At 69.7% G+C, this 22,316-nt stretch carries 18 protein-coding genes; 7 read left to right on the forward strand and 11 right to left on the reverse strand.

The annotated features are described in order from the left end of the window. Positions 1-279: 279 nt before the first annotated feature. The 4 genes from ACX938_RS10165 to ACX938_RS10180 all read right to left on the reverse strand — a co-directional run bounded on the left by ACX938_RS10165 (position 280) and on the right by ACX938_RS10180 (position 4,356). Positions 280-1,878, reverse strand: a complete 1,599-nt coding sequence (locus ACX938_RS10165; RefSeq protein ID WP_459430958.1) for an ATP-dependent DNA ligase — start codon at positions 1,876-1,878, stop codon at positions 280-282. Then, the gene (locus ACX938_RS10170) at positions 1,875-2,906 is read right to left on the reverse strand and encodes a ligase-associated DNA damage response exonuclease (RefSeq protein ID WP_459430959.1); all 1,032 of its coding nucleotides are present in this window, start codon (positions 2,904-2,906) and stop codon (positions 1,875-1,877) included. The genes ACX938_RS10165 and ACX938_RS10170 overlap by 4 nt, the downstream gene beginning before the upstream one ends. A gap of 176 nt (positions 2,907-3,082) precedes the next feature. Beyond that, entirely contained in the window at positions 3,083-4,066 is a 984-nt protein-coding gene (locus ACX938_RS10175; RefSeq protein WP_459430960.1) for an alpha/beta fold hydrolase, read from the reverse strand. Beyond that, positions 4,066-4,356: an SCP2 sterol-binding domain-containing protein gene (locus ACX938_RS10180; RefSeq protein ID WP_232751901.1), complete on the reverse strand. Its 291-nt coding sequence runs from the start codon at positions 4,354-4,356 to the stop codon at positions 4,066-4,068. The genes ACX938_RS10175 and ACX938_RS10180 overlap by 1 nt, the downstream gene beginning before the upstream one ends. Positions 4,357-4,481: 125 nt before the next feature. On the opposite strand from ACX938_RS10180, the gene ACX938_RS10185 reads away from it, so the two are divergent. The 5 genes from ACX938_RS10185 (at position 4,482) to ACX938_RS10205 (ending at position 9,581) form a co-directional block, all read left to right on the forward strand. Next, positions 4,482-5,003: a tetratricopeptide repeat protein gene (locus tag ACX938_RS10185; RefSeq protein ID WP_255702760.1), complete on the forward strand. Its 522-nt coding sequence runs from the start codon at positions 4,482-4,484 to the stop codon at positions 5,001-5,003. 18 nt (positions 5,004-5,021) lie between these two features. Beyond that, entirely contained in the window at positions 5,022-7,967 is a 2,946-nt protein-coding gene (locus tag ACX938_RS10190; protein ID WP_459430961.1) for a helicase-related protein, read from the forward strand. 50 nt (positions 7,968-8,017) lie between these two features. Continuing rightward, positions 8,018-8,395: an RNA-binding S4 domain-containing protein gene (locus ACX938_RS10195; protein WP_232751898.1), complete on the forward strand. Its 378-nt coding sequence runs from the start codon at positions 8,018-8,020 to the stop codon at positions 8,393-8,395. 52 nt (positions 8,396-8,447) lie between these two features. After that, positions 8,448-8,786, forward strand: coding sequence for a ferredoxin FdxA (gene fdxA, locus ACX938_RS10200; RefSeq protein WP_232751897.1), 339 nt, complete (start codon positions 8,448-8,450; stop codon positions 8,784-8,786). Positions 8,787-9,068: 282 nt separating this feature from the next. Beyond that, positions 9,069-9,581, forward strand: coding sequence for a CarD family transcriptional regulator (locus tag ACX938_RS10205; RefSeq protein ID WP_232751896.1), 513 nt, complete (start codon positions 9,069-9,071; stop codon positions 9,579-9,581). A gap of 350 nt (positions 9,582-9,931) precedes the next feature. Here the strand turns inward: ACX938_RS10205 and ACX938_RS10210 are convergent, their stop codons facing one another. Both ACX938_RS10210 and ACX938_RS10215 read right to left on the reverse strand, forming a co-directional pair. After that, positions 9,932-11,803, reverse strand: a complete 1,872-nt coding sequence (locus tag ACX938_RS10210; protein WP_459430962.1) for a monovalent cation:proton antiporter-2 (CPA2) family protein — start codon at positions 11,801-11,803, stop codon at positions 9,932-9,934. A gap of 91 nt (positions 11,804-11,894) precedes the next feature. Next, positions 11,895-12,368 (reverse strand): Lrp/AsnC family transcriptional regulator, encoded by a 474-nt coding sequence (locus tag ACX938_RS10215; protein WP_459430963.1) that lies wholly within the window; start codon positions 12,366-12,368, stop codon positions 11,895-11,897. Between the two features lie 116 nt (positions 12,369-12,484). On the opposite strand from ACX938_RS10215, the gene hppD reads away from it, so the two are divergent. Next, on the forward strand, positions 12,485-13,582 hold the full coding sequence (gene hppD / locus ACX938_RS10220; protein WP_459430964.1) for a 4-hydroxyphenylpyruvate dioxygenase: 1,098 nt from the start codon (positions 12,485-12,487) through the stop codon (positions 13,580-13,582). A gap of 776 nt (positions 13,583-14,358) precedes the next feature. On the opposite strand, the gene ACX938_RS10225 is transcribed toward hppD, so the two are convergent. Next, positions 14,359-17,781, reverse strand: a complete 3,423-nt coding sequence (locus tag ACX938_RS10225; protein ID WP_459430965.1) for a hypothetical protein — start codon at positions 17,779-17,781, stop codon at positions 14,359-14,361. A 159-nt stretch (positions 17,782-17,940) separates the two neighbouring features. On the opposite strand from ACX938_RS10225, the gene ACX938_RS10230 reads away from it, so the two are divergent. Further along, positions 17,941-18,648 (forward strand): SIMPL domain-containing protein, encoded by a 708-nt coding sequence (locus ACX938_RS10230; RefSeq protein WP_232751891.1) that lies wholly within the window; start codon positions 17,941-17,943, stop codon positions 18,646-18,648. A gap of 227 nt (positions 18,649-18,875) precedes the next feature. Here the strand turns inward: ACX938_RS10230 and ACX938_RS10235 are convergent, their stop codons facing one another. The 4 genes from ACX938_RS10235 to ACX938_RS10250 all read right to left on the reverse strand — a co-directional run bounded on the left by ACX938_RS10235 (position 18,876) and on the right by ACX938_RS10250 (position 22,233). Continuing rightward, positions 18,876-19,103 carry a ribbon-helix-helix domain-containing protein gene (locus ACX938_RS10235; RefSeq protein WP_459430966.1) on the reverse strand — a complete coding sequence of 76 codons (228 nt, stop codon included), beginning with the start codon at positions 19,101-19,103 and terminating at the stop codon, positions 18,876-18,878. Continuing rightward, a complete protein-coding gene (locus ACX938_RS10240) occupies positions 19,100-19,273 on the reverse strand; it encodes a DUF4169 family protein (protein WP_232751889.1) in 174 nt (57 codons plus the stop codon). Before ACX938_RS10240 ends, ACX938_RS10235 begins: the two co-directional genes overlap by 4 nt. A 950-nt stretch (positions 19,274-20,223) precedes the next feature. After that, entirely contained in the window at positions 20,224-21,618 is a 1,395-nt protein-coding gene (gene fumC / locus ACX938_RS10245) for a class II fumarate hydratase (RefSeq protein WP_459430967.1), read from the reverse strand. 141 nt (positions 21,619-21,759) lie between these two features. After that, a complete protein-coding gene (locus ACX938_RS10250; RefSeq protein WP_232751887.1) occupies positions 21,760-22,233 on the reverse strand; it encodes an SspB family protein in 474 nt (157 codons plus the stop codon). Positions 22,234-22,316: the final 83 nt, after the last annotated feature.

Raw genomic sequence — 22,316 nt, forward strand, 5'->3', positions numbered from 1 at the left:
ACAAGGCAGACCGGCCGCCACCGCGCCGCCCGCGCGCCCCGCAACCGCCAAATGCCCGCGCCACCGACACGGCCCCAAAGCGCACCACCCAGCCCCGCCAACCACCCGCACCCCCCGCCGGGCTTTAAAGCGCAGCGCCTCTTGCCCTTCAGCTTGTCCAAATACCCTCGGGGGTGAATTCGGGCCGCAGGCCCGAAGAGGGGGCAGAGCCCCCCACAACCAAAAATGCAAACGTCCCCGCCACACCCCGCGCCACGCTACAAACAGCCCCCAAACACATCACCCGTAAGCCGCCAGCATCTCCTTCAGATCCGCCAGCGTGTTGGCCTCGCCCGCGGATTTGTCGTGGCGCCAGCGGGACATGCGGGGGAAGCGCAGGGCGACCCCGGATTTGTGGCGGGGGCTTTCGAAGATGCCCTCGAAGGCGATCTCGAAGACATGCTCCGGGGTCACCTGACGCACCGGACCGAAGCGGTTCTGGGTGTTCTTGCGCACCCAGGCGGTGATCTGGCGGAACTCGGCGTCGGTGAGCCCGGAATAGGCCTTGGTGAAGGGCACCAGCGCCTCGCCGTCCCAGACCGCGAAGGTGAAATCGGTGAAGAGGTTCGCCCGCCGCCCGTGGCCCTGCTGGGCGTAGATCATCACCGCGTCGATGGTCAGCGGGTCGAGCTTCCATTTCCACCAGTCGCCCTTCTTGCGGCCCGAGAGATAAGGGCTGGCTGCGCGCTTCAGCATGACCCCCTCGGCGCGCATCTCGCGGGCCTCGGCGCGGTGGCGGGCGAGGGCCTGCCAATCGGCGAAATCGATGCGCGGCGAGGGGCGGATCGGCGCCTCGGGCGGCACCTCGGCCAGATGCGCCTCGAGCCGCGCGCGGCGCTCGGCCAGCGGCATGTCGCGGATGTCCGCGCCGCCGTCCTCCAGGAGGTCATAGGCCAGGAGGATCACCGGCGCCTCGCGCAGGAGCTTCTTCGGCACCGTCTTGCGGCCGATCCGCGCCTGCAGCGTGTTGAAGGGCAGGGGCATCGCCGCCGCGGCGTCCCAGGCGACGATCTCGCCGTCGATTACCGTGCCCTCGGGCAGGTAGTCGCGGAGCGGCGTGAGCTCGGGGAAGCGGTCGGTCATCAGCTCCTCGCCGCGCGACCAGACGTGGTGCTCGGCGCCGCGGATCAGCACCTGCCCGCGGATGCCGTCCCATTTCCATTCCGCCTGCCAGTCCTCGGGCGGCCCGAGGCTCTCGGGGCCCTCGTCGAGCTGGTAGGCGAGGTAGAAGGGATAGGGCCGCGAGGCGTCGGCGGCGGGGTCCTCGGCCTCGATCAGCGCGTGATAGCTGGTCTCGGCGGGCTGCCAGGCGCCCATGAGCTTATGCGCCAGAACCGCCTCCTCCTGGCCGGTGGCGCGGGCCAGGGCGCGGGTCATCAGCTTGCGGCTGACGCCGATGCGGAAGCCGCCGGTGATCAGCTTGTTGAAGAGGAAGCGCTCGGTGGTGTCGAGCCGGTCCCAGGCCGAGAGGATGCGCGCGCGGCGCTCGGCGATCTCCAGGCCGGGCAGGGCGCGCAGCTCGGCGATCCACTCCGAGAGTGGCAGGTCGCTTTCCGCCCCGGGCGGCGGCAGGACCAGCGCGATGGTCTCGGCCAGGTCGCCGACGATCGGGTAGCTCTCCTCGAGGAGCCAAAGCGGGATGCCCGCGCGCTCGGCCGCCCATTCGCGCAGCTGCGTCGTGGTCACCGCGCGCTTCGGGCGGCGGCCGGAAAAGAGCGCGATGGTCCAGAGCTTGTCGGCGTCCGAGGCTTGCGTGAAATAGCGCGCCAGCGCGGCGGTCTTGGCGCTGGTGCGGGTGGTCTGGTCGACGGCGGCGAAGAGCGCGGCGAAGTCTTTCATGCCGCCGCCCCGCTGTCGGATGCGGGCGCGGTCTCCTCCGCCTCCTCGGTGCCGAACTCGGTCTGCAGCACCTCGGCGTCCCAGCCGCTGGCGTTCAGCCAGCGCGCGAAGATCTCGGTGTAACCATGCGTGACGTATAGTTTTTCCGCGCCGGTCTCGCGGATCGCCTCGTGCAGGCCCTCCCAATCGGCGTGATCGGAGACGACGAAGCCGCGGTCCATGGCGCGGCGGCGCCGCACCCCGCGCAGGGCCATCCAGCCCGAGGCGAAGGCCTGGCTCGAAGGTCCGAAGCGCCGCATCCAGGGCGTGCCAAGCGCCGAGGGCGGCGCGATGACCAGCGCCCCCGGGGTCTTCTTGGGGTCGTTTTCCTCCGAGACCTGGGCTGTCGCGGGCAGCGCCAGCCCCTGGTCGCGCAGGATGGCATTGGTCGCCTCCACCGCGCCATGGGTCAGGATGGGACCCAAGTCAGGATCGAGCAGGGTCAGCACCCGCTGCGCCTTGCCGAGCGAATAGGCCCCGAGGACCGAGGTCACGCCGGCGGCCGCATTGGCCTGCCACCAGGCGTTGATCTCTGACGCGACCTCTTCCTCGGGGCGCCATTTGAAAACCGGCAGGCCGAAGGTGCATTCGGAGATGAAGGTGTGGCAGCGCACCGGCTCGAAGGGCTCCGACAGACGGTCGGGCGCGGTCTTGTAGTCGCCCGAGACCACCCAGGTCTCGCCGCGGACCGAGACGCGGATCTGCGCCGAGCCGGGGATATGGCCGGCGGGGTGGAAGCTGACCTCGGCGCCGCCGATGCGCGTGGTCTCGCCGAAGCGGATGGTCTCGAGGTCGATCTGCCCGAGCCGGTAGCGCATGACCGGCCCGGCGACCTCGGTGGCGAGGTAGCGCGCATGGCCGGGCCGGGCGTGGTCGGCATGGCCATGGGTGATCAGCGCCCGGTCGACGGGGCGCCAGGGGTCGATGAAGAAATCGCCCGCGGGGCAGTAGATGCCGCGGTCGGTGAAGGTGAGGACGGGCTCGGCCATGAGGGCCATGATAGGGCAGGCGGAGGGCCGCGCCAGAGGCGGGCGGGGCGGTCTTTGCGCTGGCCGCTGTGCCGGGCCGGGACACCGTGTCAGCGGCGGGGCTGGCGCCTGTAGCCCGGCGCGTCAGGGGCGAGGCTCGGCCCGCGCATCTGGCGCGAGGCCCGCCCCGCGCCCCCTCAGGCCCGCGCGCTGCGCGGCCCGCCGTTCTCTTCCTCGCGCGCGGAAGCCCCGGCGGCGTCGTAATGGGCGATCAGCGCCGCGGTGATCTCGCCACGGACCTCGGGGCCCTCCATCAGCACCTCGTGTTCGCCGCCGGGCACGGTGACCAGGCGGCCACCCGGCCAGCCCGCCATGCGCTGGGCGATGCGCGGCACGTCGACGATGCGCTCGTTCGAGCCCACGAAGGTCAGGCAGGGGTAATCCGGCGCCGGCATTCGCGCCAGCGCCCGACATTCGACCAGCGCCTCGTTCAGCCAGCGCAGCGAGGGCCCGCCGAGCTGCAGGCCCGGTTCGGCGATGACCTGGGCGCGCATGTAGTCATACATCTCGCGGTCGCGGGTCAGCAGGTTGTCGTCGAATGTCTCGGCCACGACGTAGCTGTCGGGGCTGGTGCCCGGCGCGATTGTATGGCCCAGCCCCACCCGCGAGGAGCTCCAGGACAGGGCCCAGGCCGCCGGCCGCATGAAGGGCGAGATGCGGATGCCCCACATCGGCCCGGTGAAGCCCGCGCCCGCCACCGGCAGGCCGTTCATCAGCGCCCGCAGCCCGATGCAGCCGCCCATGCTGTGGGCAAGCAGATGCCAGGGCTTCGGCAGGCCCTCGGCTTCGGCCCAGCTCAGCGCGGCGTCGAGGTCGCGCTGGTAGTCGTCGAAGACATGCACATGGCCGGTGCGGACATCGGTCAGAAGCCGGTCCGACAATCCTTGCCCGCGCCAGTCGATGGTCAGCGTGTGATAGCCCGCGCGGGCGAAATCGGCCGCGGTGCGGCCGTATTTCTCGATGTATTCGGTGCGGCCGGGCAAGAGAAGTACCGTGCCCGCCGTGCCGCCGGGGTAATGCCCGATGCGCAGGCGCGTGCCGTCCACGGCCGCGACCCAGAGCGCGCGCGCGCCCTCCGGCCCCTCGGCCTCTTGGGCCAGGAAGGGGGCCGTCTCGGCCATCAGGAGAGGACGCCCGCCAGCTTCATCGCCAGGCCCATGTCGCCGTCGATCGACAGCTTGCCCGACATGAAGGCCGCTGTGGGGTTCATCTCGCCCTCCAGGATCTCGCGGAAGGTGTCGGCATCGGCGGTCATGGTGACATCGGCGTCTTCATCCGCGGCGCGGGCGCCGTTGTCGTCCATGATGATCGTGCCTTCGCCCTCGATGTCGAACTTGACGGTGCCGCCGATGTCCTGGCCGTCCATCTTGGCGTTCAGGGCCGAGACCGCCTCGGTGATCGTGTCGCTCATGCGTGGTGTCCTCCATGTGATCGCGCGCGGGTGTTCACAAGCCGCGCGGGTGCGCTATTCTCCTTGGCACCATGATTAGGCCGCGCGCGAAATTCAAATCTACCGTCACGGCATTTCTGGCCGTGATGGCGTTTTCCCTTCCGTCACTTGGCCAGGCCGAGGGCGGCAGCGAGCGCGCGGCGGAACTTCTGCGCGACCTCGGCGCCGCGGAGACCCCGGCCGAGGCACGCCGGCTCGAACGCGAGCTGGAGCTCGAATGGTCGAAATCCGGCTCGGCGGCCATGGACCTTCTGTTGCGCCGCGGGCGCGACGCGCTCGAGGTGCAGGAGCTTGACCGCGCGGTCGAACACCTGCGCGCGCTGACCGACCATGCGCCCGGCTTCGCCGAAGGCTGGCACACCCTGGCCCAGGCCTATTACGCGCAGGACCGGCTGGGGCTTTCGGCCGATGCGCTGGAGCGGACGCTGGCGCTTAATCCCAACCATTACGGGGCCTTGCAGGGGCTCGGCGCGATCTTCGAACACCTGGGCGATGCCCAGCGGGCCTACCGCGCCTATGACGCCGCGGACGCATTGCGTCCCTTCGACGAACGTGTGACCAATGCGCTGACGCGGCTCGACCTCCTCGCGAACGGGTATCGCCTCTGATCGGCCAAAGGGCGTTACATGCTCATGAACTCGCGGGTCGCGGCCATTCTCGGCCCGACCAATACCGGCAAGACGCATTACGCCATCGAGCGGATGCTGGGCTATCGCACCGGCATGATCGGCCTGCCGCTGCGGCTGCTCGCGCGCGAGGTCTACGACAAGATCGTCGCCGCCCGCGGCCCCTCGGTGGTGGCGCTGGTCACCGGCGAAGAGCGCATCGTGCCGCCGCGCGCCGCCTATTGGGTCTGCACCGTCGAGGCCATGCCCGAGGGCATGGGCACCGATTTCGTCGCCATCGACGAGATCCAGCTTTGCGCCGACCCCGAGCGCGGCCATGTCTTCACCGACCGGCTTTTGCGGATGCGGGGCACCCACGAGACGCTGTTCCTGGGCTCCGATACCATGCGCGGGCCGATCGCCGAACTGGTCCCGGGCTGCGAGTTCATGCGCCGCGAGCGGATGAGCCAGTTGAGCTACACAGGTCCGAAAAAGACAAGCCGCATCAAGCCGCGCACGGCAATTGTGGGATTTTCGGTTGAGAATGTATATGCCATCGCCGAGCTTCTGCGCCGTCAGAAGGGCGGCGCGGCGGTGGTCATGGGGGCGCTCAGCCCGCGCACCCGCAACGCCCAGGTGTCGCTTTATCAAAATGGCGAGGTCGACTACCTGGTCGCCACCGACGCCATCGGCATGGGGCTCAACCTCGACATCGACCACGTCGCCTTCTCCTCGCTGGTGAAGTTCGACGGGCGGCGGATGCGGCCCCTGGCGCCGAACGAACTGGCGCAGATCGCCGGCCGGGCGGGCCGGGGGATGCGCGACGGCACCTTCGGGGTGACCGGCGAGGCGCCGCCCCTGGAGGAAGAGGTCGCCGAGGCGATCTGCAACCACCGCTTCACCCCGCTGCGCAAGCTGCAGTGGCGCAACCCGAAACTGTCCTTCGGCACGCCCGAGGCGCTGATCGCCTCGCTCGAGGCGGCCAGCGAGGATCCGCTGCTTCTGAAGGCGCGCGAGGCCGACGACCTCAAGGCGCTGAAGGAGCTGGCGACGCGGGCGGAAATCCGCGCCCGGGCCAGCGACGCGCGGTCGGTGCAGCTCTTGTGGGATGTCTGCCGGATCCCCGATTTCCGCGGCATCAGCCAGGCGGAACACGCGGGCCTGCTTGACGTTATCTTCCGGCATCTGCACGAGCGCGGCACCGTGCCGGACGATTTCATCGCGCGGCAGGTGCACCGCATCGACCGGGTCGACGGCGACATCGACATGTTGTCGAAACGGCTGGCCTATATCCGCACATGGACCTACGTCGCGCAACGCCGTGGCTGGGTCTCCGACGAGACCCATTGGCGAGACCGGACGCGGGCGGTAGAAGACAGGGTGTCAGACGCGCTGCACGAGCGGCTGACGCAGAGATTCGTGGACCGGCGGACCAGCGTGTTGCTCCGCCGGTTGAAGCAGAAGGAGGCCCTCTTGGCCGAAGTGAACGACAAGGGTGAAGTGACCGTCGAGGGCGAGTTTATCGGCCGTCTCGAAGGGTTCCGCTTCCGGCAGGACAAGGACGCCAAGGGCGAGGAGGCGAAAACGCTGAAATCCGCGTCGCTTCAGGCGCTTGCGCCGCATTTCCATCTGCGCGCGGATCGGTTCTACAACGCCCCCGACACCGAGATCGACTTTACCGAACAGGGCGGTCTGATGTGGGGCGAGCAGGCCGTCGGCAAGCTTGAGCGCGGCGACGACCCGATGAAGCCCCGCGTGGCGGCCTTCGTCGACGACGAGGCGGGCCCCGAGGTGCGCCAGAAGGTCGAGCGCCGGTTGCAGCATTTCATCGACCGCAAGGTCGCGGCGCTGTTCGAGCCGCTGATGAACATCCAGCGCGACGAGGCGCTGACGGGGCTCGCCAAGGGCTTCGGCTTCCAGATGATCGAGGCCATGGGCGTCATCCCGCGCGCCAAGGTCGCCGACGAGGTCAAGGCGCTGGACCAGGAGGCCCGCGGCGCGCTGCGCAAGCACGGCATCCGCTTCGGCCAGTTCACCATCTTCATGCCGCTTCTCCTGAAGCCCGCGCCGACCCGGCTGCGGCTGGTGCTCTGGAGCCTCGCGCAGGGCCGCGACACCTTCCCCGAGGCGCCGCCGCCGGGGCTGGTGACCGTGCCCGCCGACCAGGGCACGCCGCAGGACGAGTTCGCGATCATGGGCTACCGCAAGGCCGGCACCCGGGCGATCCGCATCGACATGCTCGAGCGGCTGGCCGATCTCGTGCGGGTCGAGGACAGCCGCGGCGGCTTCGAGGCCACCGCCGACATGCTCTCGATCACCGGGCTGACGCTGGAGCAGTTCTCCGACCTCATGGAGGGGCTCGGCTACCGCGCCGAGAAGGGCGAACGCGCCAAGCAGAAGCCGGTCGACGCCACCGTCCCGGTCGAGGAGGGCGCCTCCACCGACGCCGGCGCCGATGCCGCCGAGGACGAGGCCGCGCCTGCCGAAGACGCTCCGGTCTTCGACAAGGGCACGCCCGAGGCCATCGAGCCCGGCGCCGTGACCGGCGAGGCCGAGGCCCCGGAGGCCCCCGCCGAGGATCCCGCCGAGGAGAAGGTCGCCGAGATCGCCGATCACGGCGAGGCCCCGCTGGCCGAAGAGCCTGCCGAGGATGTGCCCGAGACCCCGGTCGCCGAGACCCCGCCCGAGGAGACGCCCCTGGGCGAGGCCCCCGACGCCGCCGTCGCCGGGCCCGAGATCGAGGTCTTCTACACCTTCACCTGGGCCGGCAACCGCAACCGCGACCGCGGCGGCAAGGGCCGTCCGCAGGGCCGGGGCGGCCCGCCCAAGGGCAAGGGCAAGCCGAAGGGCAAGCGCCCGCCGCAGCAGGCCAAGAACTACGAGGCGCGCCCGCCGAAGAAGGACAAGATCGACCCCGACAACCCCTTCGCCGCGGCGCTCTCGGGGTTCAACAAGGGCAAGTCCTGAAGAACTGCGCGCGGCGGGCCCACCGCCCGCGCGGCATGGCAGGTCCAGAGATGAGCGACAGGATCCGCATCGACAAATGGCTCTGGCAGGCGCGGTTCTTCAAGACCCGCAGCCTGTCGGCCAAGGTCGTGGCCTCGGGCCGCGTGCGGGTGAACGCGCAGCCGATCTCCAAGCCCGCCTTCGCGGTGGGGCCGGGGGACGTGCTGACCTTCCCGCAGGCGCATGAGATCCGGGTGATCCGGGTGCTTGCGCCCGGCGCGCGGCGCGGGCCGGCCTCGGAGGCGCGGACGCTTTACGACGATCTCGACCCGCCGCGGCCAAAAGACCGCAGTGCAACCCCGCATGTGCCGAAGTATGAAGGCAGCGGTCGCCCGACCAAGAAGGAAAGACGCCAGCTCGATCAAACCCGCCGTGAGGTTCTTGAATGATCCCGGCGCTTGGTCTAGCCAACCCTCGGATCAGCTTACGGACCTCTCGAACATGACCTATATCGTCAATGACGCCTGCATCGCCTGCAAGTATACCGACTGCGTCGAGGTCTGTCCGGTCGACTGCTTCTACGAAGGCGAGAACATGCTGGTGATTCACCCCGATGAATGCATCGACTGCGGTGTCTGCGAACCCGAATGCCCCGCCGATGCGATCCGGCCCGACACCGAGCCGGAAGCCGAGAAGTGGGTCGAGTTCAACCGGAAGTACTCCGAGCTATGGCCGGTGATCATCACCAAGAAGGACCCTCTGCCCGAGGCCGAAGAGCGCGACGGCGAGGAGGGCAAGCTCGAGAAATACTTCTCGGAGAAGCCCGGCGAAGGCGGCTGACGCGATTCGAGCCGGCGCCCCCGGGGCGCCGTGCGCACCTGAAGGACGAGGCGTAACCCCTTGATACACAGGGGTTAGCGCGCTCTACCGCTTGCGCTGTTCAGCGCCCCGGAATTGTGCTATATTCTCGTTACAAATGAGAACGCTGCAACCATACCAGGTCGCGGGGTCTGCGCCCCGCTGGTAATTTTCTTGATCGAACCAAGTGAACGGATCCCCCAAGGTATCCGGGCACTTTTTTCGTCTGGAAGGTTCAGCGTTCAAGCTGCCTGAGGAACCGTAATGACCAAGACCAAACAGTCGTCCGAATTCCGTCCGAACGATTACGTCGTCTACCCGGCGCATGGTGTGGGGCAGATCATGTCGATCGAAGAGCAAGAGATTGCCGGCATCACGATGGAGCTGTTCGTGATCTCCTTCGAGAAGGACAAGATGACCCTGCGCGTGCCGACCCACAAGGCGACGGAGGTGGGCATGCGGACCCTGTCCTCGCCCGACGTGGTCAGCCAGGCGATGAAGACCCTCCAGGGCAAGGCCAAGGTGAAGAAAGCCATGTGGTCGCGCCGCGCCCAGGAGTACGAGCAGAAGATCAACTCCGGCGACCTGATCGCAATCGCCGAGGTGGTGCGCGACCTGCACCGCGCCGACGACCAGCGCGAGCAGAGCTACTCCGAGCGGCAGCTTTATGAAGCCGCGCTCGAGCGGCTCACCCGCGAGGTGGCGGCGGTCTCCGGCGGCGACGAGATCGCGGCGGCCAAGCAGGTCGACGAGGTGCTGGTCTCCCGCGCCGCCTGAGCCGGCAACGGTCCCGCAAGGAATTGGCCGCGTCCCCGAGGGGCGCGGCCTTTTTCATGGGCGGAGTTTTGGGGGGCGAGGGGGAGGCCGAAGGCCGGTGAGGTGCGGCGAGCGAGGCGGGCGGCCTGTCAGGCGCGGGGGAGGCCTGCGGCCGGTCAGTTGCTCGGGAGAGGCCGGAGCGGGTCAGCTCCCGCCTCGGAGCCGAACCCGGAGAAAATGCCGTTCTAGGCAGGCCATTGAAAAGCCAAGCTGCCCGCGGCATCCGCTGAACGCCTCCTCAACAGCCCCGCTGCCACCTCCCGCCTAACGCGCCAACCCAGCCGGGCAGGCGGCCCGCCCACCGCCGCCCTTCACGCTGCGTCCTCCTTGCGCTCCAGCGCCGAGAACAGTGCCGTCTCCAGCTCCTTTTCCAGCTCCTGCGCGCGGGCCACGTATTCGGGGTTGTCGACCGCCCGCACCCCCGGCTTCCAGAGCTTCGCCAGCTCCCGCACCGTCATCCGGTCGTGGTCGAAGAAGGTCCGCTCGGCCTGCGAGGCCTCGTATTCCGTCAGCCCGATATTCTCGAGCACGTAGCGCCCGGCGCGGATCGAACTGTCGAAGGTCTCGCGCACGATGTCGTCGGCCCCGGCCTGGTAAAGCTCGTAGACATGCGTCCGGTCCCGCGCGCGAGCGACGATGTGCAGATCCTCCCCGCGCGCCTGCCGGGCATAGGCCACCAGCGTGTTGGTGGCCTTGGGATCGTCGAGCGCAACGCAAAGCACCCGCGCCTTGTGCAGCCCCGCCGCATGCAGAAGCTCGGGCCGCGTCGGGTCGCCGAAATAGCCCTTGAAGCCGAAGCGCCGCATGAGCTGGATCGTCTCCATGTCGTGGTCGATCACCACGGTCTGAAAGCCCGAACTTTGCAGGAGCCGATTCACGATCTGCCCGAAGCGCCCGATGCCCGCGATGATCACCGGCGCGGTCTCGTCGATCTCGTCGTCCTCGGGCCGGTCCGAGGTCGGCGCGAAACGCTTCGAGATCGCCTCGTAGGCCAGGAAAACCAGCGGCGTAAACAGCATCGAGAGCGCGATGACCAGGAGGATACGTTCGCCCAGGGCGCCGGTCAGCACGTCCTGCTGCAGCGAGAAGCTCACCAGCACGAAGCCGAACTCGCCCGCCTGCGCGAGCCCCATGGTGAAGAGCGCGTTGTCCGAATGCCGGAGCCCGAAGATCCGCGCCAGCCCGTAGAGGATCAGCCCCTTCAGCGTCATCATCCCCAGCGTCAGCCCGAGGATCAGGAAAGGCTCGGCGAAGAAGGTGGTGAAGCTGATGCCCGCGCCGACGGTGATGAAGAAGAGCCCCAGGAGAAGCCCCTTGAAGGGTTCGATGTCCGATTCGAGCTCGTGGCGGAACTCCGAGTTGGCCAGCACCACCCCGGCGAGGAAGGTGCCGAGCGCCGGCGAGAGGCCGACGAGGATCATCAGGAAGGCGATGCCCAGCACGATCAGCAGCGCGAAGGCGGTGTACATCTCGCGCAGGCGGGCCTGGTGGATGAAGCGGAAAAGCGGGCCGATCAGGTAGATCCCGGCGAGGATGATCGCCGCGATGGCGCCCAGCGTGACCAGCGCCACGCCCCAGCCCGGCAGCCCCTCGACGAGGCTCATGGTGGCATGGGCCCCGTGGTCGCCGTGGTCGCGCTCGATTGAGCCGTCGGGCGAGAGGCTGGCGTGCTGGGGCAGGGCCAGGAGCGGCAAGAGCACCAGCATCGGGATCACCGCGATGTCCTGGGTCAGGAGCACCGAGAAGATCGAGCGCCCGCCGCCGGTCTGGATCAGACGTTTCTCGGTCAGGGTCTGCAGCACGATGGCCGTCGAGGAGAGCGAGAAGATCAGCCCCACCGCCAGCGCCGGCTGCCAGGCCAGCCCCATGGCCATGGCCGCCGCCGTCACCGCCGCGGTGGTCAGCCCGACCTGCAGCCCGCCGAGGCCGATGAGCTTGGTGCGCATGTCCCAAAGCGCGCGGGGCTCCAGCTCGAGCCCGATCAGAAAAAGCATCATCACCACGCCGAACTCGGCGAAATGCTGGATGTCCTCGGTCTCGTGCACCAGCCCGAGGATCGGGCCGATCACCAGCCCCGCGGCGAGGTAGCCCAGCACCGAGCCCAGCCCCAGCCGCGAGGCGATGGGCACGGCGATCACCGCCGCGAGAAGGTAGATCGAGGCCTGAAGCAGGAATGTGTCCATCGGCGGAGGCTCCCTTCGGGGTCCGGTCTATAGTGCCGCCTGCGGCGCGGGGCGCAATGGGCGGAGGCGCGCGGCCCCCCTGCGCCAGGGCTCAGAGCGGCAGGGCTGCATCCGCCTTGAGCTGGTCCATGACGATCTGGCTCTGCACCCGCGCCACGGTGGCATGCGACAGGAGCACCTCGTGGATCAGCCGGTGCAGCGCCCGCAGGTCGGTCGTATAGGCCCGCAGGAGGTAGTCGGCCTCGCCGGTCAGCGTCCAGGCCGAGACCACCTCGGGCCGGGTGGCGATCAGCCGGGCGAAACCCTGGGCCTGTTCGGGCCCGTGGCTTTCGAGGCTGACCTGGATGAAGGCCTGCACCGCCAGCCCAAGCCCCTCGGGGTCGAGCCGCGCGGTATAGCCGTGGATGGCGCCGGATTTCTCGAGCCGCTGGCGCCGCCGCCCGGCCTGGCTCGCCGAGAGGTTCAGCTCCTCGCCCAGGGCCTCGGCGGTGAGATGCGCGTCGCGCTGCAGCGCGGCCAGGAGCCGCAGGTCGGTCTCATCCAGCGTTATGCGGGGTTTTTGCATGACCATGGGGAAACCTGCGGAACTGGTGCGGATTTTGCGGTGAGCATGCCGACATTCGCGCAACATCCGCATGGGCGCAAGTCTAGACTGGGGGTAAGTCAGACAGGAGAGGAATCATGGGTCCGTTTCCCCACGACGCCCCGCAGGCGAAGATCACCCCCGAGAACCCCGCCGGCACGGATGGCTTCGAGTTCGTCGAATTTGCCCATCCCGAGCCGCAGGTGCTGCGCGACCTCTTCGCCCGCATGGGTTATGCCCATGTCGCCACCCATAAGAGCAAGGCGGTCGAGCTCTGGCAACAGGGCGACATCACCTATGTGCTGAACGCCGAGCCCGGCAGTTTCGCCGCCCGCTTCGTCGAGGAGCACGGCCCCTGCGCGCCCTCGATGGCCTGGCGCGTGGTCGATGCCCGGCACGCCTTCGAGCACGCCGTGAAGCTGGGCGCCGAGCCTTACGAGGGCGACGACAAGACCGTCGACTGGCCCGCGATCAAGGGCATCGGCGGCAGCCTGATCTATTTCACCGACCAGTATTTCGACACCTCGCCCTACAACGAGGACTTCGACTGGATCGCCACCTCCAAGCCCGAGGGCGTGGGTTTCTGGTATCTCGATCACCTGACCCACAACGTCTACAAGGGCAACATGGACACCTGGTTCCGCTTCTACGGGGACCTGTTCAATTTCCGCGAGATCCGCTTCTTCGACATCGAGGGCAAGTTCACCGGCCTCTACAGCCGCGCGCTGACCTCGCCCTGCGGCCGCATCCGCATCCCGATCAACGAGGACCGCGGCGAGAAGGGCCAGATCGTGGCCTATCTCGAGAAGTACAACGGCGAGGGCATCCAGCATATCGCGGTCGGCGCCAAGGACATCTACGCGGCCACCGATGCCATCGCCGAGAAGGGCGTGAAGTTCATGCCCGGCCCGCCGGACACCTATTACGACCTGAGCTTCGAGCGGGTGGCGGGCCATGACGAGCCGGTCGACCGGATGAAGAAACACGGCATCCTGATCGACGGCGAGGGCGTGGTCGACGGCGGCGAGACCAAGATCCTGCTGCAGATCTTCTCGAAGACGGTGATCGGGCCGATCTTCTTCGAGTTCATCGAACGCAAGGGCGACGACGGCTTCGGCGAGGGCAACTTCAAGGCGCTCTTCGAGTCGATCGAGGCCGAACAGATTGCCAATGGGGAGCTGGAAGAGACCAGCTGATCCGAAGAACGAACAGGCAGAATTGACTGGCGCGCGCCCGATCCTCCGGCGCGCGTCTTTTTTTTGGGGGGCGGGGCGAAGGGGCGGGGCCCACTGATCCCGCGTAGCACTCACTTGCACCACCCCCTTCTTGCGCCCGAACAGCACCGAAGGTGCCGGGCGCGCGCCGGACCGGCCCGATGGGCCGGCGCTCCTTGGGATGGCGTGCTTAGCGTGCCTCTAGTCCTGACCTTGTGGGGATAAAGTGCGCAGCTCAGAGGTCAGCAGCGCCAGCCCCCGGTCCGCCGCGCGCCCTCTGGCGGTGCTTGTGGAGAGGGAGCGGGGGCGCTTCCTCCAGAAACACGCCAAACCGTCGTCTGCACGAGAGCGGCCGGTCACACCAACCCCTCCTTGCGCCCGAATAGCATCGAAGATGCCGGGCGCGCGCCGGACCGGCCCCTTGGGCCGGCGCTCCTTGGGGTGGCGTGCTTAGCTGTCCCCTAGTCCTGACCTTGTTGGGATAAAGTGCTCAGCTCAGAGGTCGGAAGCGCCGACCCCCGGTCCGCCGCGCGCCCTCTGATGGTGCTTGTGGAGAGGGAGCAGGGGCGGCTTCGGTTCAGAGGGCAGAGGGCAGAGGGCTGTGAACTCTGGATCTCGGGCTGCGAGTTGCGCGGCTGTGAGGCTTTAGCAAGGAACTAAAGGCTAAGAGCAGCGAGCAGCGTGCCAAGCGTATTCGCGGAATTGCGTCCCAGTGGCCGCGCCTTTCAAGCACCCACCCAGACACCCGCGCCGCCGCCTCACCCCCGCGGCATCTCCAGCGTCATGTTGCGCCCGCCCTTCACGTAGCGCAACTGGCTCTCGCCGATGGCCGAGACGCGCCCGCCGTCGAGCCGGTCTCCGACCCCGACCTTCACGTAGCGCCCGTTGCCGAGCCGCACCAGCGCCTGGCGGTTCGACTCGTTGCCATAGACCCCGATCAGGTTGATCCGGCGCAGGTTCAGCGCGTTCTCCTCGGTCGCCGCGCGGCTGACCGAGGTGTTGGAGGGCACGCTCGGCGCCACGGTGCGGGGCGCGGCCTGGGCGACCTGCTGGGACTGCGCGGGCGCGGGCGCGGCGGCGCGGCTGGCCTCCACCGCGGCGACGATGGCGGCGATATTGCCGGGCCGCCCGCTTGGCCGGTTCGAGGTCTCGACCGCCTGGGCGGTGGCGCTGCGGTCGGCCTCCAACTCGTCCTTGGCGTTCTCGGGCCGGACCTCGGGCCGGAAGGCCGCCAGCTCGCTCCGAGAGAAGCCCGCGAGATTGGCGCGGTCGTTCTGTTCCTGCAGGTCCTCGGGCCGGGCCGAGGGGCGCAGCCCGCTGCTCTCCTGCACGCGGTTGAAGATCTCGGTCGGGGCCGGGCGCGAGCCGTCGCCGCGCTCGGGGATCGCCTCCATCAGCGGCGCCAGCGCCGCGCCGCGCCGGGGCGGCACCGCCGGCGGCAGGCCCGCGAAGATCCGCACGCGGTCGGGGTTCACCGCGCCCTCGGGCGTCGCGCGCACCAGCCCGCGGGCGTCGAGGTCGAAGGGCGTGCCCGCGGGCGCCGGGATCGGCAGCGAGGCCGGGGCGCTGTCGGGCGCGGCCGCGACCTCGGGCAGGGCGGTGGCGTCGAACTGCGGCACCTCGGGGTCAATCGAGGCGACATAGGGGTCGCCGGACTCCTCGCCCGCGATCTCGGCGGGCGCGCCGGGGGCGCGCTGCCAGATGCCGGTCGCGGCATAGGTGGCCTCGGCCTCCTCGGGCGAGAGCAGCCGGGGCGGGGCCTCGGCGGGCGCCTCGGGCAGGGCCGCAGGGGCCTCGGGGGCGGGTTCCGCACCGGCCTCCTCCGCGCTCTCGGGCGCGGGGCTGCGGGCGGCGTCGGTCTCCGCCCCGGTCTCGAGCCGGGCCTCGCGGACCGGGTCCACCTCGGGCGCCGGGGCAGGCCGCGCCGCGGGCCGCGCGCTGGTCTCGAGCGGCAGGGCCGGCAGGTCCTCGGATGGGGCGAGGCTCGCGACCGCGGTCTCGGGCGTCTCGCGGAAGAACCGCGCGATGCCGTCCTCGAGGAAGACCGAGGCCCAGGCCGCGACCCCCAGGAGGAAGACCAGCAGCGCCGAGGTCAGCATCAGGCCCAGGTAGCGCGGCTTGCCGCCGACATAGCCGTCCTTCCGGCGCGCGCCGAAGACGGTCATGCGCTCTTCCTCGGCGGCTTTCTCGGGGTCGATGCGCGGTTTGCGGGCGAAGAAGCTGCCGACCCCGGGGCGGGTGCCGCGCGGCAGGTTCTGCGCGGCCTCGGGGCCCGGGGCCTCCGCCGGGTCGTCGCGGCGCGAGCCCGAGAAGGCGGCGAGGCCCGCGGCCAGCGCGGGCGTGTCGACGGCCGTGCCCGCGGGCGCTTCGGTGCCCGGGCGCAGCGCCGCGATCCGGTCCCGCGCGCTGAGCGGCGGGCGCTCGGCGGAGCGGTCCTCGGCCTGGGGGGCGCCGCTTTGGGGGCGCTGGGGCGTCTGCGGCGCGGTGTCTCGGCGGCCTTCGCCCTGTGCAGCGGCGGCGGGGCGCAGCGGCGCGACGGGGGGCTCGGCTTGGGGCTCGGGCCGGGCTCCAGCCCCCGAGCGGCGCGGAGCCGGGGGAATGTCGTCGCCTGCCTCGGCGCGCGGCGCGGGGGCCTGCCCCGAGGGCTTGGAGAGCTGCGGGCCGGGCTCCGCCGCCCGCCCGGGCCGCGCGGGCGGCACAGGGGCGGCGCGGGACCCGCGCGCGGGCTTGGCTTCGGAGCCGGGCTCCGCCGCATCGCGCGGGGCCGCGTCGGAGGACCGCTCGGCGCGCAGCGGCGGCGTGGCGTCCGACCGGCGCTCCGAGCGCAGGGGCGGCACGGGATCGGGGCGCGAGAGGCTCGCCTCGAGATCGGGCGCGGGCGTCGCGGGGCCCTCGGCGGCCTTCTTCGCCGCGGGTTTCTTGGGCGCCGCCGGAGCTTTGCGCTTGGAGGTCTTGCTCAGCGAGAGCCGCCCGGCGGGGCGGTCCTCGGGGTTGGCCCTGAGCGGCGCGCGCGGGCTCTCGCGCGCCTCCTCGCGGCTGCGGGTGCTCTGGAAGGCGAAGGAGGCCTGCGCCGGTTCGGCGCGGGGTGCGGGGGGCGCCTTGGCCTTTGCCTTGGATGCCGGGGGCTCCGGGGCGGAAGGCTCTTCGGTGGGTGTCGCCTCCGGGGCCTCGGGGTCGGACGACTCCGGTTCGGACGGTTGAGCGTGAGGAGCAGCTTCCGACGCATCTGGCGATGTCGGCTCCGGTTGGGAAGACTGCTCTGAAGTGGCGTCCGAGGACTTGGAATCTGCTTCGGAGGGGGCCGGTGTGGGCGCGGGAGAGACCTCGGGCTCCACCACGTTTTCTTGGTCGGCGGTATCGGGGCGGGCCTGCGTCGGCTCTTCGTCCGAGGTCTTGGCGTGAGCTTCCCCGGGCGCGTGTTCGGGAGAATCTGACGCCAAGGCGTTATCAGGCGCCGCTTCCGGCTCGTCGATAGGCTGATCGTCTTCCGCGGCTTCGGGCGTGTCTTCAAAGACTTCCGATGCCGGGGCTTCGGCGGTGGGGGCCTGCTCCGGGGTCTCAGGCGCGGGTGCATCGTCCTCCGCGGCAAAGGGTGCGCGCGGCGATGGATCCGCATCAACCGCAGCCTCTGCGTCAGTCTCACCAGCCGACACCTCCACCCCCTCCGGCATCGGCACGATCTTCAGCCCGGCACTCTCCGGCGTCAGCGCCTTGCCGGTCCAGCTCTGCGCGGGCCCGAAGACCACCTCGCGGCCGAAGCCGTTGCCCTTGGCCGCGACGAAGCCCACCGGTTGGAAGCCGTGTTCCAGCGCGAAGGCCTCGGCCTCGGCGAGGGTCTCCTCGGCCACGGCGGCGACATGCAGCCGTCCGCCGGTCTCCTCGGCGTCGATGCGCAGCTCGGCGACCGGGTAGGGCGTCGCGCCTTCGAGGGCTGCGCGGGCCGCGGTCTCGGGCGCGCCGCCGGCCTCGCGGTCGAGGAACTTGATCTGGTCCTCGGGCAGGATCAGCTTGACCTCGGTGCCATGGGGCGCGGCGGCCGCGGCGGCCTCGCGCAGCCAGGCCATCTCGCGGGCCATGTCGCCGTCGAGCGCCGCCTCGCCGAGGATCGCCCAGCCGCCGCGCACCCGGCGCAGGAGGGTGATGCCGTCGAAGGACAGGTTCAGGGCGAATTCAGGTTTCATGGGGCACTCTTAGCATCGCTCAGGCACTCATGGGAGTCTGCAGTCGTCTCGGGGCGCGCCTCTCCGCCGGGGCGCGCCGATATCCGCCGGCGCGGCTTGCGCCGCCCCGCGCTTGGCCCGAGAGTGACGGCAGACCCCATCGCCCGCAAGGAGGCATCCATGATCCGTCTCATCGCTCCCGTCCTGGCCCTGGCCTGCCTGGCCCTGCCGCTTTCGGCCCAGGAGGCGGGGGATCCGCCCGTCGCCCGGCTTTCGGTCAGCGGCGAGGGCGAGGCCCGGGCGGTGCCCGACATGGCGACGGTGACCCTGGGCGTCATGGCCGAGGCCGAGAGCGCCGAGGCGGCGCTGGACCAGACCTCCGAGGTCGCCGCGCGGATCCTCGAGCGGCTCGCGGGGTTCGAGATCGAGGAGCGCGACGTGCAGACCTCGAACCTCTCGCTGAACCCGGTCTACAGCGACCGCCGCAATAGCGACGGGCCGCCCGAGATCCGGGGCTTCCGGGCCTCGAACACGCTGTCTGTCCGTGTGCGCGATCTCGACCGGCTGGGCGAAGTTCTGGGGGCGGTGACCGGCGACGGGGCGAACCAGCTTTCCGGGCTCTCCTTCGGGCTGGCCGATCCCGAGCCGCTCCTCGAGGCCGCGCGCCGCGAGGCGGTGGCCGACGCCCGCGCCCGGGCCGAGCTATACGCCGAGGCCGCGGGGGTGACGCTCGGGCGGGTCTTGTCGCTCTCGGAGCAGGGCGGCGGCTATCCCGGCCCGGTGCCCATGGCGGAGATGCGCATGGCCGCCGACGGCGCGGTCCCGGTGGCGCGCGGCGAGACGGGGATCAGCGCGCAGGTCTCGATGGTGTTCGAGATTAGGCAGTAGGTGTTTGGGGGTGTGGGGCGCCGAGGCTTGTGGTTGAGGCGCTTGCAGGAGATCTGGGGGCTTGCAGGAGGACCGGGCGCTTGCAGGTGGTCCGGGCGCTTGAGGTGCTCTGCGGGCTTGCGGCCCTGCGGGCCGCTGGTGGGAGCGTTGCGCAGCGCCCGCTTGGGCGGCCATTCTGACCCAGGCCCGCCCTCTGTCTCGCACCTTCCCGAGCCCCGCCCCGCGCCTTACCCGCCTGAGCGCGCCTTGAGGTCGCGCAGCACGTAAAGCCGGATCGCCGAGGCCAGCCCGGTCTCGAGCCCCCGTTCGGCGTCGATCTCGACCGCCAGCGCGTTGACCGGCTTGCCCTCGCGCCGGGCGATGGCGCGGAACTCCTGCCAGAAGTCCTCCTCGAGCGAGACCGAGGTCCGGTGCCCGCGCAGCGTCAGCGAGCGTTTCGCGGGCCGGTCGGTCATTCGCGCCGGTGCCCGTCGAGGTCGCGCCGGGCCTTCTCGCGCTCCGCCGCCTCGCGGGTCTTCTCGGCCTTGCTGCGGCCGAAGGCGCGGGCGTTCTCGTCGCCCTGCTGCCGCTTCTCCGCCCGCGCGCGGGCCTTCCGGGCGGCCTTGAGGTTGGTGACCTTGCTCATGGGTGGGGAGTTTAGGCGGGCGGGCAGGGGAGCGGAAGGGGTGGTGAGGGTGGTGGGATGGTGTGACGAAGGATTGGCGCTTGGGGCTGAGGGTGACGGTGAAGGTTGCGGTGATGGCGACGATTGGGGAGGGCGCAATCTCCGATGTGGTCAGTGCCCGACCCCGCGTGTCCAGTGCCCGCCCCCTAGCGGCCAGAGCCCAACCCTTAGTGGTCAGGGCCGGACGTCGACGCTCTCCCCGCCAACAGCCCGCACAACAGAGGGCGCGCACCGGACCGGGGGCCGGCGCTTCTGACCTTTGAGCGAGGCGCTTTATCCCAACAAGGTCAGGACTAGGGGCATGCTATGCGCGCCATTCGAGGGAGCGACGGCCCAAGGGGCCGGTCCGGCGCGCGCCCGGCACCTTCGGTGCTGTTCGGGCGCAAGGGGCGCGGGGTGGTTGGTGTTCTGCGTATCGATTGAGGTGGGGCTGGCGGTGATCGGGGCAGGCTGAGAGCTTTCCCGATCGTGGGATATGGGACGCTGCGGGGGAGGTGTCCCATGACGTGCCGGGCGGTGTCAGATCATGCCTCCCAAGTCGTGCCCAAAGCCCGCGGCGCCATCACAGGTCACCCCAAGCGCCACACGGCCCGGGCGCCGCAGGCTCAAACGTCAATCCAAGCGCCAACCGGCTTAAGCCCGCCGCACGCTCAAACTTCACCCCAAGCGCCACGCAGGAAAGCTCACCAGCTTCACCACCGTCGCCATTAAAAAAAAACCGAGGCCGAACGCCACACGCTCAAAATTCAATCCAAGCGCCAACCGGCCCAAGCCCGCCGCAGGCTCAAACCCCACCCCAAGCCCGCCACAGGCTCAAACGTCACCCCAAGCGCCGCGCGGCAAAACTCACGACCATCCCCCCTCAAACAACCCGAGGCCGGGCCCACCACGGACCCGGCCCCGGCAAACCCTCACTCCTTCGGGCCGATCATCTCCTCGGGCCGCACCACGCGGTCGAAGGTCTCCGCGTCCACGAAGCCCAGTGCGATCGCCTCTTCCTTCAGCGTCGTGCCGTTCTTGTGCGCGGTCTTGGCGACCTTGGTGGCGTTGTCGTAGCCGATGGTCGGCGCCAGCGCGGTGACCAGCATCAGCGAATTGCGCATCAGCTCGCCGATCCGCGACTCGTTGGCCTCGATGCCGGCGACCATGTTGTCGGTGAAAGCCGAGGCGCTGTCGCCCAGAAGCTGCATCGATTGCAGCACGTTGTAGCTCATCATCGGGTTGTAGACGTTGAGCTCGAAATGCCCCTGCGAGCCCGCGAAGCCCACCGCGGCGTCATTGCCCATGACATGGGCGCAGACCATGGTCAGCGCCTCGGCCTGGGTCGGGTTCACCTTGCCGGGCATGATCGAGGAGCCGGGCTCGTTCTCCGGCAGGATCAGCTCACCCAGCCCCGAGCGCGGGCCGGAGCCCAGAAGCCGGATGTCGTTGGCGATCTTGAAAAGCGAGGCCGCCACGGTCTTCAGCGCGCCCGAGAACATCACCATGGCGTCATGCGCGGCCAAGGCCTCGAACTTGTTCGGCGCGGTGACGAAGGGCAGGCCGGTGATCTCGGCGATGCGGGCCGCGACCTTGGCGTCCCAGCCTTTCTTGGTGTTGAGCCCGGTGCCGACCGCGGTGCCGCCCTGGGCCAGCTCGTAGATGTCGGGCAGGCAGGCCTCGACGCGCTCGATGCCCTTGGCGACCTGATGGGCGTAGCCCGAGAACTCCTGGCCCAGCGTGAGCGGTGTGGCGTCCTGGGTGTGGGTGCGGCCGATCTTGATGATCTCGGCGAAATCCTCGGACTTGGCGACCAGCGCGGCGTGCAGCTTGCGCAGGCCCGGCAGCAGCACGTCGCGCGCCTGCAGGCCGATGCCCACATGCATGGCTGTCGGGAAGGTGTCGTTCGAGGACTGGCCCATGTTGCAGTGATCGTTCGGGTGCACCGGGCTTTTCGAGCCCTTCTCGCCGCCCAGCATCTCGATCGCGCGGTTCGAGATCACCTCGTTGGCGTTCATGTTCGACTGGGTGCCCGAGCCGGTCTGCCAGACCACCAGCGGGAAGTTGTCGTCGAACTTGCCGTCGATCACCTCCTGCGCGGCGGCGGCGATGGCCTCGCCGATCTCGGCCTCCATATTGCCGAGCTCGACGTTGGTCAGGGCGCAGGCCTTCTTGATCGCGCCGAGGCCGCGGATGATCGGCACCGGCTGGCGCTCCCAGCCGATTGGGAAGTTCATGATCGAGCGCTGGGTCTGGGCGCCCCAGTATTTCTCGGCGGGAACGTCGAGCGGGCCGAAGCTGTCGGTCTCGGTGCGGGTCTCACTCATGGGGCATCCTTTCGCGATCGGTATACACTCGCATGCGCTTTAGCCGCCCGAGGCGCGAAGGCCAAGAGCGGGGCGGCACCGGGGTGCGGGCGGCAGGGCTGTGGTGGGCGATGCGGGGGCAGCCACGCGGCCCCCTCGCGCTCACTTCCGGAAGGAATCGAGGCTGACGATCTCGGCGTCCTTGTGATCCTCGGGCGCCTCGTCCTCGGCGTCCTCGTCGGCGGCCTCCTGACCCGGCCCGTCGTCGCCGTCGTCGCGATCGTCGGGGGATTCGAACTTCAGCCCGAATTCGACCGAGGGGTCCACGAAGGTCTTGATCGCGTCGTAGGGGATATAGAGCCGCTCCGGCGCCTCGCCGAAGTTCAGCGTGACCGAGAAGCCCTCGTCGGTGACCTCGAGCGCGTCGAACCAATGCTGCATGACCACGGTCATCTCGCCGGGGTAGCGGTCCGACAGCCAGTCGGCCAGCTCCACGTCGGGATGCGCGGTGTCGAAGGTGATGAAGAAATGGTGGTCGCCGGGCAATCCGCGCTCGGCCACACCGATCAGCACCTTCTGGATCAGGCCGCGCATGGCCTCGTGCATCAGGTTTCCGTAGTCGATTCCACGGGACATGGGGGTTCCTTCGGCAAGCTGTGCCCCGATGATATTGGTTTTCGAGCCGAGGAAAAGGGGGCGGGACGGGCTAATTTCCCTCG

This window comes from Roseivivax sp., assembly GCF_054552075.1.